The following is a 14961-nucleotide window of genomic DNA, read 5'->3' as shown; positions in this document are numbered from 1 at the left end:
GAAACACAGTAACAGACGCGCGAACGCACGCGCGCGGGCAGCACGGAACGGGGCCGCAACGTCGTGCCGCACCGCCATGCGCTGGATCCCGGCCGCGGTCGGCCTGGTCTTCAGCGCATCGGCTTTTGGACAGGAAGCCACTACGGGAACGACGCCGGCAACGAGCGCGGCCGCCACCGGCAGCGCCGCCAGGCCGTCGGAGCATGCGCTGCCCGCGGTGACGGTCAACGGCGTGCGCGAGAACCCGATCAACCCGCCGACCACGGCCGGCAGCAAGGTGCCGCTGACCGCGCGCGAGGTTCCGCAATCGGTGACCGTGGTCAACAGCGAGCGCATCAGGGAACAGAACCTGGTGACGCTGGAAGACGCCCTGGCGCAGGCCACCGGCGTGTTCGTGGAAAAGCGCGACCAGGAACGCACCATCTACTATTCGCGCGGCCTGGAGATCGACACCTTCCTGCTGGACGGCGTGCCGACCAAGTATGACTGGCGCAACACCGTGCAGCCCGACCTGTCGATGATCGACCGCATCGAAGTGCTGAAGGGTCCGTCCGGCCTGCTGTCCGGAGCCGGCAAGACCGGCGGCGCGATCAACCTGGTGCGCAAGAAGCCCACGCGCGAGACGCAGGTGCAGGGCGCGCTGTCGGTGGGGTCGTGGAACAACTACCGCGCCGAGATCGACGCCGGCGGCGCGCTGAACGCCGACGGCACGCTGCGCGCGCGCCTGACGGGCGCATTCCAGGACAAGGACTCGTTCATCGACAAGGCCAATATGCGCACCGGCGCGCTCTATGGCGTGGTCGAGTACGACATCACGCCCAGCACCATGGTGACGGTGGGCGCGAGCTACCAGGACTCGGAAGGCCGCCAGCCGTGGACGCTGCCGGCCTACTACAACCCGGTCACGCGCCAGGCGAGCCTGCTGGACGTGCCGCGTTCGACCTACCTCGGTGCCGACTGGAACAGCGACCACTTCTATACCACCTCGGCCTTTGCCGAGCTGGAGCACAAGTTCGACAGCGGCTGGCAGGTCAAGGGCGCGCTGCGCTACCTCAACAACCAGATGCACCGCGAGCAGGCGTACGCCTACTCGCCGGTCGTCCCGGGCGTGAACACCACCACGCTGTTTGCGGCCAAGCAGACCTATACGCAGGAGCAGACCAGCTTCGATGTCTATGCCAACGGTCCGTTCTCGCTGTTCGGGCGCCGGCACAAGGCGCTGATCGGCTTCAATTTCTCGGATTCGGAGCGGCGCGATCCGCGGTACTCGTCGACCCCCTTCTCGCAGGTCGTGAACATCTTCAACCCGCGCAGCGACTTCGCCAAGCCGGTCTTCACGCTCAATGGCTCGGGCACCAAGACCAGCACCCGGCAATATGGCGTCTACGGCGATGCACGCTTCTCGCTGCTGGATCCGGTGACGCTGGTGCTGGGCGGGCGCCTGAGCTGGTGGGATATCAATGCGCGCCAGTACACGCCGACCGCCAGCGTGACCAGGGAAGACAACATCAACGCCAAGTTCACCCCGTTCGCCGGGCTGATCTACGACTTCACCGAGCACTGGTCGGCCTACGCGAGCTACGCAGAGATCTTCCAGCCGCAGGACGAGTATTTCACCGCCAGCGGCAACCTGGTCGACCCGATCAAGGGCAAGCAGTATGAAGTGGGCGTGAAGGGTGAATTCTTCGAAGGCGCGCTGAACACCTCGGTGGCGCTGTTCCAGGTGCGCGAGACCGGCCGCGCCACGGTCGACTACGTCAACACCACCAACCCGAGCAACCCGTTCTACGTGTCGCAGGGCGAGACCAAGAGCCAGGGCTTCGAGCTGGAGGCAAGCGGCCGCATCACGCCGAACTGGACCGTCTACGCCGGCTATACCTTTAACGTCACGACCGACCTGCAGGACCGCAGCGGCCAGCTCAACACGGCGTTTTCGGCGATCGCGCCCAAGCACCTGTTCAAGCTGTGGACGCAGTACCGCCTGCCCGGCGACTTCAAGCGCTGGCGCATCGGCGGCGGCATGACGGCGGTCAGCCACGTGCAGAACACCGCGCTGTTCCCGGCACCGATCGGCGCGGTCACGCTGCGTCGTGGCGGCTATGCGACCTTCGATGCGGCGATCGGCTATGACTTCAACAAGCATGTCTCGGCCGACCTGAACCTGACCAACCTGTTCGACCGCAGCTACTATGCGCGGATCAACAACCCGCGCGAAGGCAATATCTATGGCCAGCCGCGCGCGGCGATGTTCACCGTACGCATGAAGATGTAAGCGCGATGCCGTCGTGGCGGTGCGGCAAAAGCGCACCGCCACGACGGCCGCGTGTTGCTGGATATTCCGATGAACAATAGTCCCTCATCCCTGCCGCCGCGCGGTGCCATGGGGCCGGCGCTGGCGATGACCGCCCGCGCGCTGGCCGCGCTGGCCGGCAGCTACGCTTTCACCTGGGGCGTCACCGCCGGCGGTGCCGTGCTTGGCTGGCGCCTGGGTTTGCCGCGCAGCGAAGCGGTGCTCTGGCTTTCAATGCTGTCCTTTCTGCTGTTCCCGATGATGTCGCTGTGGGCGCTGGTGACGCGGCGGCTGTGGCGCGTGTGGCTGGTCCTGGTGGCCGGTGCGGCCATCGGCGCCGGCGTGGCGCAATGGCTCGGGGAGCGGCTGGCGTGAGCAAGACCGTGCGCAAGAACAATAGCCGCGCCACTGCGGCGAACAAGGCTTCCGCCCACGAAGGCGGGCTGCGCCAGGCCATGACCTGGGCGCACACCTGGATCGGCGTGCTGCTCGGCGGCGTGCTGATGGTGGCCTTCTTCATGGGGTCAGTCGCGGTGTTCGACCGCGAGGTCGACCGCTGGATGATGCCGGCGACCCGCATCGAGGCCGCACCACCGAGCATCGATATCGACAACGTAGTACCGCGCGCGGTGGAGACGCTGGCTGCCGGCAAGCCGCTGCGCGAATGGGCCATAACGCTGCCGGAGGCGCGCACGCCGGTGATGATCGCGCGCGTGCGCTATGCCGCGGCCGGCGGGCAGATCCGGCTGGCCGACCCGCGCACCGGCGCGCTGCTGCCGGATGCCGGCACGCTGGGGGCATCGTCCTTCTTTTACCCGCTGCACTACAACCTGCACCTGCGCGTATGGAACATCGGCTACTGGCTGGTGGGGCTGGCGGCGATGGCGATGCTGGCGGCGATCGTGTCGGGGGTGATCGTGCATGTGCGCATCTTCCGTGATTTCTTCACCTTCCGGCCGCGCAAGCAACTGCAGCGCAGCCTGCTAGACCTGCATAACCTGACCGGAGTGCTGGCGCTGCCGTTCCACGCGGTGATTTCGTTTTCCGGCATCTGCATCGTCTACATGATCCTGATCCCGGCAGGCATCAACGCGCTGTACCAGCAGCCCAATGCCTTCTACGACCAGGCCTTGTCGGGCTACTCGCGGGCGGCTGCGGGCGTGGCCGCGCCGATGGCGCCGCTCGGCCCGATGGTCGAGGCCGCGCGCGCGCGCTGGGGCGGGGCGGCGCCCGCCGCGATCCGCGTCTGGAACCCGGGCGACGCCAACGCGGTGGTCAAGGTCAGCCGCTCGGTGGGCGACCGCGTCAGCCTGGCCGACGACGCCGCCTACTTCGACGGCGCCACCGGGGCGCTGCTGCACCATGTGCCGCTGCAGCCGGCGGCGACCACGCAGCGTTTCCTGACAGGCATGCATTTCATCGCGTTCAACCACTGGCCGCTGCGCTGGCTGTATTTCCTCGGCGGGCTGGCCGGTTGCGTGCTGATCGGCACGGGGCAACTGTACTGGCTCGACAAGCGCCATGCGCGCCATGGCGAGCGCGGCGTGCGCCTGGCCGCCGCGGTCACAGCGGCCATGACTACCGGGCTGGTGATCGCGACGCTGGCGATGATGGTGGCCAATCGATTGCTGCCAATGACGCTGCCGTCGCGCGAGTTCATCGAGGCCGGGCTGTTCTTCCTGGTCTGGCTGGCCACGGCCATCCACGCACGCGTGGCGATGCGCCCAGGCAGCCGCACGCTGGTGCCGTGGCGGCAGCAATGCCTGGCGATCGCCACGCTGGCGCTGGCAGCGCCGGTGTGCAATGGCCTGACCACCGGCGACTGGCTGCCGCTCGCGATGGCCCGCGGGCAGTTTGCCGTGGCGGGTGTCGATATCGCGCTGCTGCTGACCGGCGCCCTGGCCCTGACGACGGCGCGCCGGGTGCGGCGCGTGGACGCGGCCCGCGCGGCTACCGCGCCGAACCTGGAGGAGGCAGACCATGCCGAACGCGCTTGACCACTTGTTGCTGATCGCGCTGGCGCTGTGCGCGTATGGCGCCTTCGTGTTGTTTGCCTGCGCCACCGAGCGGCACTGGAACGAACTGTCGGGGCAGGGTGGCGATTTGCCGGACGGATCGCGCCGGCGCGTGCGTGGCGCTGCATGGGTGCTGGTGGCGATCGGCGCCGCGGCGGCGCTGCCGGGCAACGGCGCCGGGTTTGGCGTGCTGTTGTGGGCGCTGGCGATGATGGCCGGCGCCATGGCGGTCGCCTTCACGCTAACATGGCGGCGCGGCTGGCTGCAGCCGATCGCACGCGGGATGCTGACGGCGCTGCGCATCTGAGCCGGAACTCAGCAGGCAGGGTGGCACGTCGCTCTTCCGTAATAACGCAATTAACCGCCAGAAGTCCACCACATCCACCAGCGCGCGAGCGCGTAGAGGCCTGCAAGAGAGTGGTCTCGCGGTGAGAGCGCCGTATGGCTTAGTGGTGCGTACCGACATAGCCGGCGCGCTGTGCCGACAAGAAGCGGGCAAGCCACTGGCGCCAGCCGCGTGGGCCTGGCGCACCGGTCCTGCAACGCGTGACACGCACGCTGGCCCGGGTGACGGCATAAAGCTCCACGGAACCGGCTTCCGGCACCGTGAACGACTCGCTGGCGGCGATCGACGTGTCTTTCGGGTCGCCGTCACGGATCAGCCACAGCTCGCCCTCGGTACAGCGCACCGCGACGTGCTCGCCCGGATCGGCCACCAGCCGCAGCGAACTGCGCGCGGGCAGGGTGGCGGTCATATCGTTGCTTACCAGGAACATGATGTCCTCCGGGGTCAGTTCACTGCCAGGGCTGCTGTCGTGGCCGGCACAGTGCCGGCGGCCTGCGGCCGGATAAAGGCGGCGATCCGGCCGATCACGCCGGGATCCTGCAGGATGCGGCGATGACCCAGCCCGTCGGTGGTCACGAGCTGCGCGCCGGGCCACGCGCCGGCGATCGCGGCCCCGTCTTCCCAGCGCACCTCCTTGTCGCCGCGGTCATGGATCACCAGCGTGGGCGGCACCGGACGCGAGCGCCCGATCTCCGGTACGTTGAAGGCCGACCACGGCATGCCGAGCCAGCGCTCGCTCTGCCGCTGCATGCGGGCCAGGACCGCCGGCGCGATGCCGAGCTGCCAGGCGAGCGCGGCGCACGCGGCGTGCATGTCCGCCGGTGACCCGACCAGCACTGCCGCGCGTGCCGGCAGCCCCTCGCGCAGCGCCAGCGCCGTGGCCGCGCCGCCGAGCGAATGCGCCACCACGGCGTGGACCGGGCCGGCGTGCCAGGCGGCGGCCAGCAGCGAACGCGACATCTCCGGCACCGAGGTCTGCGCCGCGCCACGCGTGCCCGCATCGGAAGCGCCATGCGACAGCGCATCGAAGGCCACCACGCGCATGCCGGCCGCCACGAGGCTGTCGGCTACCGCATGCCATTGCCCGGCGTGGCCGCCCCAGCCGTGGGCGAGCAATACCGCGGGGCCGGTATCGCCCCAGCGGTAGACACGCACCCGGCGGCTGGGTCCGTGGCCGGTTACCAGGGCCCAGTCGCTGCGCGCGCTGTCCAGGAAGCGGCGGGCGGCCGACGTCGCGTCGGCGCGCGGCGGCGTGAACCAGAGGCGTTCGAGTGCACGGGCGGTGGCGGATGGCGACAGCAGGCTGCCCGCCTGCCAACGCAGCCGCTGCCATGGGGGCAAGGCGGCCAACGCGGCGGGCCGGTTGCCCGGTGGGGTTGCGGCGGGCGAGGGAACGGCGGAACCCGCCGGGGAAGGGGAAGAGACTGCTTGCGGCACGGCCTGCACCTCCAATCGGTTGCTGGACTGGCGCGGCCTCATCGGAGCCGGCATTAGCCGGCGGCTCTCCGCGCGCATTTTTTAAGACCGACCAGTCGTGCTTTTTTTAGTGCAAAAAAAAGCTGCCGGACGGTTGCTGCCCACCGGCGGGATAGCGCCGGCGCCAATGTCATTTCGTGTTTCCGTCAGCGCTGCGTCGCGCCCTCGGCGGCCCGTGCCGCCAGCGCGGCAAACGCGCGGCGTGCCATGGCCTCGGCGTCGGCGCGTCCCAGCAGCTTGAACGACTGCTGGAACGCCATGCCGATGCCCGACAGCTCGAAGGCAAACTGCCGCGGCTCGACGCCCGTGCCGAACTGGCCTTCGTCGATCGCATCGCCGACCACCCGCGCCACGGTGCTGTGCCAGTCCTTCAGCGACTGCACCACCAGGTCCCGGATCGTGCCTGGCCGGTCCCGGTATTCCTGCCCCAACGCCATGAACAGGCACCGGCCTTGCGTCACCGTCCCGCCCAGCCATTCCAGGTAGCCCTCGAACAGCGCCTGCAGCCGGGGCATGCCACGTGGCTGGCGCATCGCCGGCCGCACCACGATTTCGCCGAAGCGTTCGATGGCGAGGTCCAGCACTGCCTGCTGCAACGCCTCCTTGGACTTGAAGTGCGCGTACAGGCCGCTCTTGGACATATTGGTGTCCGCGGCGAGAGTGGCCAGCGACAGTTGCTCGAAGCCGACCTTGGTGGCGGTGTCGAGCGCCTGCTGGATAATGGCGTGGCGGGTGAGTTGTCCCTTTTGCATGTTGTGCAGAATAGCACGACCGGTCGGTTTGTCAACGAAACCGGATGCATGGTAGTTGCCCCGACTTGCGAAGTTGTGCAGCGAAGGCCATAACGTCATACGCAGGACATGTGACGTCAACGCAAACCGCCCAGGGTCGTTAGTCTCTTGGCGGCGCGACGACGATGTGCAGAATGCGGCCCGTTGCCTTCCGTTTGCCGGCCGGGGCAAGGGGCGAGTTGCGGACTTGGAAGAAATCTGCACAAAGTGTTTCGGCGGTTACATACGGAACGCTTCGCGTGCTCTATACTCGAATGCACGTCCGCGCACTTTTTTTCACTGGTGACTGGAGACCGACATGAACAGTACAGCCGTGCCGAGAGGCGCTAGCGAACCGTTCCGGCAACTGCGGGCGCTGCGCCGCGCGCGCAAGCTCAAGCAAGAGGACGTAGCCCGAAAAGCGGGCATCTCGCGGGAAGCCTACCTGCGGGCAGAATCGGGGCAGGCCGATCCCCGCATGTCGACATTCCTCGCTGCCTGCGAGGCGCTGGGCCTTGAAGTGGTGCTGGCCCCGCAGCATCTCGCAGCAGACGTCAACGCCTTTATCGCCAGCCGCAACGGCGGCGTGACGGCAGCCTCGATGGCTGGCCAGCCGGCCGCCGGCGGTGCCCAGGCACCTGCGGCAGCACCGGCTTCGGGCGGCTTCGGCTCCGGCACCGGCGAGGGCCACAAGCCGGTCTGACCCGGCCGCTGCCTGGCCGGCCACGTCTCCACGGGCCGGCGCAGGTGGACGGCGTCCCAGACCACCATTTACGACCGGTGCGGCGCAACTTGGCGCTGCGCCGGTCGTTGTCGACCGGGCGCTGCGTGCGCCGCCCGGCGCCTTCGTTACGCCGCGGCCCCATCACGCGGGGTGACCGCCTGCGCTCCCTTCTACGCTCCTCCTGACAAGGCGCCACCTGCCCACACCCGGGCTCGCGGTGGATTGCCCGCTTTTCCCCTTTTTTTCCTGTTCCGGCCTACAACTCCAGTGAGTGCGCCGCCTTGCGCATGCGCTGCGCTGGCGTTTGACACCTTTGTCTTGCGCGATTACGATATGGTAAATCAATTACGGAATACGTAATTCCGAACTGAAACCAGACCGGCAGGGCCAGCAGTGGTCCGTCGGGGCGCCGGCGCAGCGCCGCATGGAGACGCCGTGGACACCATCAACCCGCAACGCACCTTCGCGTACCAGCCCTGCGCCGAGCAACGCTCGCAGCCCGTGGGCGGGGCCGCGCGCGCGGTCCGTCCGGTGGCAGTGGTCGGCGCCGGCCCGGTCGGGCTGGCCGCGGCAATCGACCTGGCACAGCGTGGCGTTCCCGTGGTCGTGCTGGATGACGACGACACGCTGGCCACTGGTTCGCGCGCTATCTGTTTCGCCAAGCGCACGCTGGATATCCTCGACCGCCTCGGCTGCGGCGATCGTGTCGCGGCCAAGGGCGTCAGCTGGCATGTCGGCAAGGTGTTCTTCGGCGACGAGCAGGTGTACCGCTTCGATTTGCTGCCCGAGGCCGGTCATCGCCGGCCTGCCTTCGTCAACCTGCAGCAGTACTACCTGGAAGGCTTCCTGATCGAGCGCGCCGCTGAATTGCCCGGCATCGAACTGCGCTGGCGGCATCGCGTCACCGGTGTCGCGCCGGGCCATGACGAGGTAGCGCTGACGGTGTCGACGCCCGACGGCGACTACGCGCTGCATGCGCGCTACGTGGTGGCCGCCGATGGCGCCCACAGCGCGGTGCGCCAGAGCCTGGGGCTGGAAAGCAAGGGACGCGTGTTCCGCGACCGTTTTCTGATCGCCGATGTGAAGATGGCGGCGCCATTCCCGGCCGAGCGCTGGTTCTGGTTCGACCCGCCGTTCAACCGCCACCGCTCGGCGCTGCTGCACCGGCAGCCCGACGATGTCTGGCGCCTCGATTTCCAGCTGGGCTGGGATGCCGATCCGGACGCCGAGAAGCAGCCAGAGCGCGTGATCCCGCGCATCCGTGCCATGCTTGGCGGCGAGGTTGCCTTCACGCTGGAGTGGGTCAGCGTCTATACCTTCTGCTGCCAGCGCATGGACGCCTTCCGCCATGGCCGCGTGCTGTTCGCCGGCGACGCAGCGCACCGCGTCTCGCCGTTCGGCGCGCGCGGCGCCAACAGCGGCGTGCAGGATGCCGAGAACCTCGCCTGGAAACTGGCACTGGTGCTGGCCGGCCGTGCAGGAGACGCCTTGCTCGACAGCTATGCCAGCGAGCGTGAGGCTGCCGCAGACGAGAACATCCGCCACTCGACGCGTTCCACCGATTTCATCACGCCCAAGAGCGCCGTAAGCCGCACCTTCCGCGATGCCGTGCTGCGCCTGGCGCGCCGCCATGCCTTCGCGCGCCAACTGGTCAACAGCGGGCGGCTGTCGCTGCCGACGGTGCTGGCTGATTCACCGCTCAATATGCCCGACCACGACGTCTTTGCAGGCGCCATGGTGCCCGGTGCGCCGTGCGTGGATGCGCCGCTGCAGCGCCAGGGCGATGCAAGACCGGGCTGGTTGCTCGGTGAAGTGGGCGACGGTTTCACGCTGCTGGTCTTCGGAGGTGGCAGCGCGATCCCGGCCGATGCGCGCCGCCGCCTCGCAACGGGCGCGGTGCCGCTGCGCCTGCTGTGCGTGGTGCCGCCGGGCCAGACGGCCGCAATGCCCGATGGCCTGCGCTACCTGACCGATGCCGAAGGGCTGGCCGCGCACCGCTACGACGGCCGCCCCGGCACCTGCTACCTGATCCGCCCCGACCAGCACGTCTGCGCCCGCTGGCGCGCCTTCGACGCCGAAGCCGTACACGCCGCACTGCTGCGTGCGCTGTGCCTGCCGCACGATGGCCAGATGCACTGAACGAGTTCCCGAACCCCCGACCGACACCCGCAACGCTGACGACACCATGAACCTCACGCACACCCAGCTCGCCGAGCACGGCTACATGTCCGGCTTCGCCAACGAATTCGCCACCGAGGCGCTGCCCGGTGCGCTGCCCGTGGGCCAGAACTCGCCGCAGCGCGCGCCTTATGGCCTCTATGCCGAGCAGTTGTCCGGCACCGCCTTCACTGCGCCGCGCGCGCATAACCGGCGCTCGTGGCTGTACCGCATCCGCCCGGCGTCGATGCACATGCCGTTCACGCAGGTCGAGCAGTCGCGCTTCCTGAGCCGCTTCGACCAGGTGCCGGCGTCACCGAACCAGATGCGCTGGAGCCCGCCGGCGATGCCGTCGGTGCCGACCGATTTCATCGACGGCATCGTCACCATGGCCGGCAACGGCGGCCCGGAAGCAATGAGCGGCTGCGGCATCCACCTGTACCTGGCCAACCAGTCGATGCACGACCGCTTCTTCTACAACGCCGATGGCGAGATGCTGATCGTGCCGCAGCAAGGGCGCCTGCTGATGGTGACCGAGCTGGGCCGCCTGGAAGTCGAACCGCAGGAAATCGTCGTGATCCCGCGCGGCGTGCGTTTCCGCGTCGAGCTGCCGGACGGCGAGGCGCGTGGCTATATCTGCGAGAACTACGGCGCGCTGTTCAAGCTGCCCGACCTGGGCGTGATCGGCTCCAACGGCCTGGCCAACCCGCGCGACTTCCTGTCGCCGGTGGCCAGCTATGAAGACCGCGAGGGCGATTTCGAGCTGGTGGCCAAGTTCCAGGGCAACCTGTGGCGCGCGGAGATCGGCCATTCGCCGCTGGACGTGGTGGCCTGGCACGGCAACTACGTGCCGTACAAGTACGACCTGCGCCGCTTCAACACCATCGGCTCGATCAGCTTCGACCACCCGGACCCGTCGATCTTCCTGGTGCTGCAATCGCCGTCGGACACGCCGGGCGTGGATACCATCGACTTCGTCATCTTCGGGCCGCGCTGGCTGGCGATGCAGGACTCGTTCCGTCCGCCCTGGTTCCACCGCAATATCGCCAGCGAATTCATGGGCCTGATCGCCGGCGTGTACGACGCCAAGGCCGAGGGCTTCGCGCCGGGCGGCGCCAGCCTGCATAACTGCATGAGCGGCCACGGCCCCGATGCCGAGACCTTCGAGAAGGCCAGCGCCGCCGATACCTCGACGCCGCACCACATCGAAAACACGATGGCCTTCATGTTCGAGACGCCGGGCGTGATCCGCCCGACGCCGTACGCGGCGCAGTCGGCCTCGCTGCAGCAGGAGTACTACACCTGCTGGCAAGGCCTGAAGAAGCATTTCAACCCGAACGTCCGCTGAACCCGATAAATTCTGGAGCCACCCCATGACCGCCCCCCAAACCAGCTGGATCGACAGCGCCAACGACGGCCAGACCCACTTCCCGCTGCAGAACCTGCCCTACGGCGTGTTCTCCGTCAAAGGCCAGTCGCCGCGCGTCGGCGTTGCCATCGGCGACCAGGTCCTCGACCTGGCCGCGCTCGATGACGCCGGCCTGCTGCCCGCCGCGGCCAAGGGCACGTTCGCCGCAGCGACGTTGAACCGCTTCATCTCGCTCGGCAAGCCGGCCTGGACCGAGACCCGCAAGCGCCTGAGCGCGCTGTTGTCCGGCGAAGACGCCGCGCTGCGCGACAACGCCGCGCTGCGCGACAAGGCGCTGGTGCCGATGTCCGCCGCCACGCTGCACCTGCCGGTGGACATCCCCGGATACACCGACTTCTATTCGTCGAAGGAACACGCTACCAACGTCGGCCGCATGTTCCGCGACCCGGACAACGCGCTGCTGCCGAACTGGCTGGAAATCCCGATCGGCTACAACGGCCGCGCCAGCTCGGTGGTGGTGAGCGGCACGTCGCTGCATCGCCCGAACGGCCAGATCAAGCTGCCGAACGAAGCGCGCCCGGTGTTCAGCGCCTGCCGCAAGCTGGATTTCGAACTGGAGATGGGCTTTATCGTCGGCAAGGAATCGGCGCTGGGCGAACCCGTCAGCACCGCCGATGCGCCGGCGCATATGTTCGGCCTGGTGCTGCTCAACGACTGGAGCGCGCGCGATATCCAGCAGTGGGAATACGTGCCGCTGGGGCCGTTCAACAGTAAGGGCTTCGGCACCTCGATCTCGCCGTGGGTGGTGACGATGGATGCGCTCGAACCGTTCCGCCGCGACAATCCCGAGCAATCGCCGCAGCCGCTGCCGTACCTGCAGCAGCAGGCCAGGAATGCCTATGACATCGCACTGGAAGTCGCGCTGCAGCCGGAAGGCGCGCCGGCGCCGAGCACGATCTGCCGCACCAATTTCAAGGCGATGTACTGGACCATGGCGCAGCAGCTGGCGCACCACACGGTGTCCGGCTGCAATGTGCGAGTGGGCGACCTGATGGGCTCGGGCACGATCTCGGGCACTACGCCGGACTCCTACGGCAGCATGCTGGAGCTGACGCGCAACGGCGCCGAGCCGGTGACGCTGACCGATGGCAGCCAGCGCGGCTTCCTGCAGGACGGCGACAGCGTGATCATGACCGGCTACTGCCAGGGCGATGGCTACCGCGTCGGTTTCGGCACGGTTTCGGGCAAGATCCTGCCCGCGCGCTAAGGTGCGTGAGCCGGCGCATCAGCCGGCGCTTCCACCGGCGCTTCCACCAGCGTGCGAGCCATGCCGGGCGGCATCGAGAATCACCGCTGCCCGGCCTGACAGCAAGGTGCGGCCATCCGCGCTGACGGTGAAGGCGTACAGCACGCTGGCGCCTTCTCCGCTGACTCGCCGCGCTTCGACCAGCAGCGGCGCGTCGATATCGTCCAGCCTCTCCACCAGCACTTCGAGCTTGCGTACCGACGCCAGGTAGCCGGAGCGCGGGCGCGAAGGGCTGTCTTCCTGCGCAGCCAGCAGCGCGCCGTGCACGGCCATCGCCTGTGCCGCGTATTCGATCCCGCAGACCGCCGCCAGGCGTCCCTGTGCCCGCAGCGGATTGTCCGCCTGCGCATGCGTGCCGGACACGCAACGCACCACGCTTTCATCCCAGTCCAGCACACCGTCTAGCAGGCACATCGTGCCCTGGTGGGGAATGCGCGCCGCGATCCAGTCGCGGTCGCGCACGGTCGCGGGCAGCTTCACGGCGCCGGGCGGGCAAGGTCGGCCCGGATCTGCAGCCTGTCCAGGTAATCGAGCACCACCGTGCCGGTGTCGCCACGTGCGATGGCGGCCAGCAGGGGCAGCGCGCGCGCGGCCGGGGCCGACTTGCGCAGCGCTTCCAGCTCGGCATCCGGCATGGTGTCGGCGCTCGCCTGCGTCAGCGAGACCTCGAGTTGTGCCAGCGCCTGCCGTGTCGGCCGCGGCGTCATCAGCAGCGCCACGCCGAACGGGTCGGGGATGGGCCGATGGCTGTGCAGCGGCTCGGGGTAGCCGGTGTCGTAGGCAATCAGCAGGCAAGGCTCGGCATCGGCCGCCACCTGCAGCGCGCATTCGAGCAGGCCGGCGCCGAAGCTGCCGTCCATCGCGCACAGCACGTTGGAGGTGCGCATCGCGCCGGCCGCGATCGCCCAGTAGCCAGCGGTGGCGTTGTGGACGGAGTTGTGGAAGCGCGTCGGCGACATCAGCGGGTCCGGCTCGGCCAGCGCTTCGCAGATCGCGTGGAAATTCTGGCCGTCGGCGCTCGACGAGGTGAAGATCGTCGGCAACCGGGCGGCATCGCAGCCACTGGCGGCGACGGCCTGCTGGCCCACGCCCAGTGCCAGGCGCACGGTCGGGCCGGTGCGGCGGCGCTCCGCGGGCGGCAGGCCGGCGGGCGGCGGCAGCTCGGTCGGGGCATGCGCGTAGGGGGCGCGGCCCGCCAGCACCTCGCGGGATGCGTCCCATCCATTCATGCCGGGGCCGAGCAGGCCGATGCTTTCGATATATACGGGTTGCGGCATGGCGCTGGCTCAGTGGGGCGCCGCGTCCGCACGCGCGAACAGCAGGCTGCAGTTGGAACCGCCGAAGCCGAACGCATTGCTCATGGCATAGCGCAGCGGCGCGTCGCGGTTCACGAGCTGGTAGTTCACGCCCAGCGCCGGGTCCGGCTGCGTGGTGTTGATGCCGGCCGGCAGCAGGCCATGGCGCAAGGCCAGTGCGCAGACCACGGCTTCCAGTGCGCCGGCCGCGCCGAGCGCGTGACCGGTAGCGCCCTTGGTCGAACTGCATGGCGTACCGGACAGCACCGCGGCCATGGCCAGTGCCTCGGCGGCGTCGTTGCTGCGCGTGGCGGTGCCATGCAGGTTGACATAGTCGACCTGTGCGGCCGGGATGCCGGCACTGGCCAGGGCCTGTTCCATCGCCAGGCGGGCGCCGAGTCCATCCGGGTGTGGGGTCGACATATGGTGCGCATCGCTGGACTCGCCGATGCCGACCAGCAGGATGGCATCGCCCTCCGGTCTGGCCGGGGCGCGTTCCAGCAGCCCGAATGCCGCGCCTTCGCCGATCGAGATACCGTCACGGGCCACGTCGTACGGGCGGCATGGCTGGCTTGACAGCAGCTCCAGCGAATTGAAACCGTATAACGTGGTGTGGCACAGCGAATCGACGCCGCCGACGACGGCTGCATCGATCCATCCCGCCTCGATCATGCGCCTGGCCGAGCTGAAGACCTTGGCGCCGGACGAGCACGCCGACGAAACCGCTGCCGCGGGACCGGCAAGGCCGAGATATTCGCGCACGAAGCCGGGCAGGGAATAGGGGTTGTGCGTGCCGCCGTAGTGGAAGCTTGCCGGCAGCGCGCCGGTATCGGGATCGCGTTGCCGGTAGCCCAGTTCCGTCTGCAGCACGCCGGCGGTGCTGGTGCCGAGGAAGACACCGACGCGCTCCGCCCCATAGCGCGCCGCGGCTTCGCGTACGCGTTCGGCGAAATTGTCCGCTTCCAGCCCCAGCAATGCCAGGCGGTTGTTGCGGCAGTCGAAATCCGACAGGGGCGCGGGCAGCGCCACCGCATCCAGTCCCGGCACTTCACCGACATAGGTGTCCAGGCGCACGTCGCCAAAGTGGCAGGGCGCCAGGCCGCCACGCCGCTCGCGCAGTGCGGACAAAGTGGCGTCGGCGCCGGTACCGATGCAGCTGGTGGCCGTGAAGTGGGAAAGCAGTAGCGGAGACAAGGCTTTGGGCGATCTTGTG

14 protein-coding genes are annotated in these 14961 nt (G+C 68.6%); 8 read left to right on the top strand and 6 right to left on the bottom strand.

Going from position 1 to position 14961, the window contains the following annotated elements:
* The first annotated feature begins 76 nt into the window (after positions 1 to 76).
* The 4 genes from CTP10_RS25735 (at position 77) to CTP10_RS25720 (ending at position 4612) form a co-directional block, all read left to right on the top strand.
* Entirely contained in the window at positions 77 to 2272 is a 2196-nt protein-coding gene (locus tag CTP10_RS25735) for a TonB-dependent siderophore receptor (RefSeq protein ID WP_158577704.1), read from the top strand.
* A 69-nt stretch (positions 2273 to 2341) separates the two neighbouring features.
* On the top strand, positions 2342 to 2665 hold the full coding sequence (locus CTP10_RS25730) for a hypothetical protein (RefSeq protein ID WP_147316254.1): 324 nt from the start codon (positions 2342 to 2344) through the stop codon (positions 2663 to 2665).
* Positions 2662 to 4287: a PepSY-associated TM helix domain-containing protein gene (locus CTP10_RS25725; protein ID WP_233528274.1), complete on the top strand. Its 1626-nt coding sequence runs from the start codon at positions 2662 to 2664 to the stop codon at positions 4285 to 4287. The genes CTP10_RS25730 and CTP10_RS25725 overlap by 4 nt, the downstream gene beginning before the upstream one ends.
* Positions 4271 to 4612, top strand: a complete 342-nt coding sequence (locus CTP10_RS25720) for a DUF3325 domain-containing protein (RefSeq protein ID WP_116321799.1) — start codon at positions 4271 to 4273, stop codon at positions 4610 to 4612. The genes CTP10_RS25725 and CTP10_RS25720 overlap by 17 nt, the downstream gene beginning before the upstream one ends.
* 139 nt (positions 4613 to 4751) lie before the next feature.
* Here CTP10_RS25720 and CTP10_RS25715 read toward each other — a convergent pair whose 3' ends face one another.
* The 3 genes from CTP10_RS25715 to CTP10_RS25705 form a co-directional block, all read right to left on the bottom strand.
* Complete coding sequence (locus CTP10_RS25715; protein ID WP_116321800.1) at positions 4752 to 5081, bottom strand: DUF2917 domain-containing protein; 330 nt, start codon at positions 5079 to 5081, stop codon at positions 4752 to 4754.
* Positions 5082 to 5095: 14 nt separating this feature from the next.
* Positions 5096 to 6130 carry an alpha/beta fold hydrolase gene (locus CTP10_RS25710; protein WP_116321801.1) on the bottom strand — a complete coding sequence of 345 codons (1035 nt, stop codon included), beginning with the start codon at positions 6128 to 6130 and terminating at the stop codon, positions 5096 to 5098.
* 143 nt (positions 6131 to 6273) lie between these two features.
* Positions 6274 to 6879, bottom strand: a complete 606-nt coding sequence (locus tag CTP10_RS25705; protein WP_116321802.1) for a TetR/AcrR family transcriptional regulator — start codon at positions 6877 to 6879, stop codon at positions 6274 to 6276.
* A 337-nt stretch (positions 6880 to 7216) separates the two neighbouring features.
* On the opposite strand from CTP10_RS25705, the gene CTP10_RS25700 reads away from it, so the two are divergent.
* The 4 genes from CTP10_RS25700 to fahA all read left to right on the top strand — a co-directional run bounded on the left by CTP10_RS25700 (position 7217) and on the right by fahA (position 12414).
* Positions 7217 to 7600 carry a helix-turn-helix domain-containing protein gene (locus CTP10_RS25700; protein WP_116321803.1) on the top strand — a complete coding sequence of 128 codons (384 nt, stop codon included), beginning with the start codon at positions 7217 to 7219 and terminating at the stop codon, positions 7598 to 7600.
* Between the two features lie 456 nt (positions 7601 to 8056).
* A complete protein-coding gene (locus tag CTP10_RS25695; RefSeq protein WP_116321804.1) occupies positions 8057 to 9760 on the top strand; it encodes an FAD-dependent oxidoreductase in 1704 nt (567 codons plus the stop codon).
* Positions 9761 to 9806: 46 nt separating this feature from the next.
* A complete protein-coding gene (gene hmgA, locus CTP10_RS25690) occupies positions 9807 to 11126 on the top strand; it encodes a homogentisate 1,2-dioxygenase (RefSeq protein WP_116321805.1) in 1320 nt (439 codons plus the stop codon).
* A 25-nt stretch (positions 11127 to 11151) separates the two neighbouring features.
* Positions 11152 to 12414 (top strand): fumarylacetoacetase, encoded by a 1263-nt coding sequence (gene fahA / locus CTP10_RS25685; RefSeq protein ID WP_116321806.1) that lies wholly within the window; start codon positions 11152 to 11154, stop codon positions 12412 to 12414.
* A gap of 18 nt (positions 12415 to 12432) precedes the next feature.
* On the opposite strand, the gene CTP10_RS25680 is transcribed toward fahA, so the two are convergent.
* Genes CTP10_RS25680 through CTP10_RS25670 form a run of 3 tightly spaced genes read right to left on the bottom strand, consistent with a single transcriptional unit; the run spans position 12433 to position 14942 of the window.
* Positions 12433 to 12927, bottom strand: coding sequence for a hydroxymyristoyl-ACP dehydratase (locus CTP10_RS25680; protein ID WP_116321834.1), 495 nt, complete (start codon positions 12925 to 12927; stop codon positions 12433 to 12435).
* A gap of 2 nt (positions 12928 to 12929) precedes the next feature.
* Positions 12930 to 13730, bottom strand: a complete 801-nt coding sequence (locus tag CTP10_RS25675) for a beta-ketoacyl synthase chain length factor (RefSeq protein ID WP_116321807.1) — start codon at positions 13728 to 13730, stop codon at positions 12930 to 12932.
* Positions 13731 to 13739: 9 nt separating this feature from the next.
* Positions 13740 to 14942, bottom strand: coding sequence for a beta-ketoacyl-[acyl-carrier-protein] synthase family protein (locus CTP10_RS25670; protein WP_116321808.1), 1203 nt, complete (start codon positions 14940 to 14942; stop codon positions 13740 to 13742).
* Between the last annotated feature and the right edge of the window lie 19 nt (positions 14943 to 14961).

Source organism: Cupriavidus sp. P-10, assembly GCF_003402535.2.
Lineage (GTDB): Bacteria > Pseudomonadota > Gammaproteobacteria > Burkholderiales > Burkholderiaceae > Cupriavidus.
Note: the sequence above shows the minus strand (reverse complement) of the source record. Positions and strands in the feature narration are given on the sequence as shown.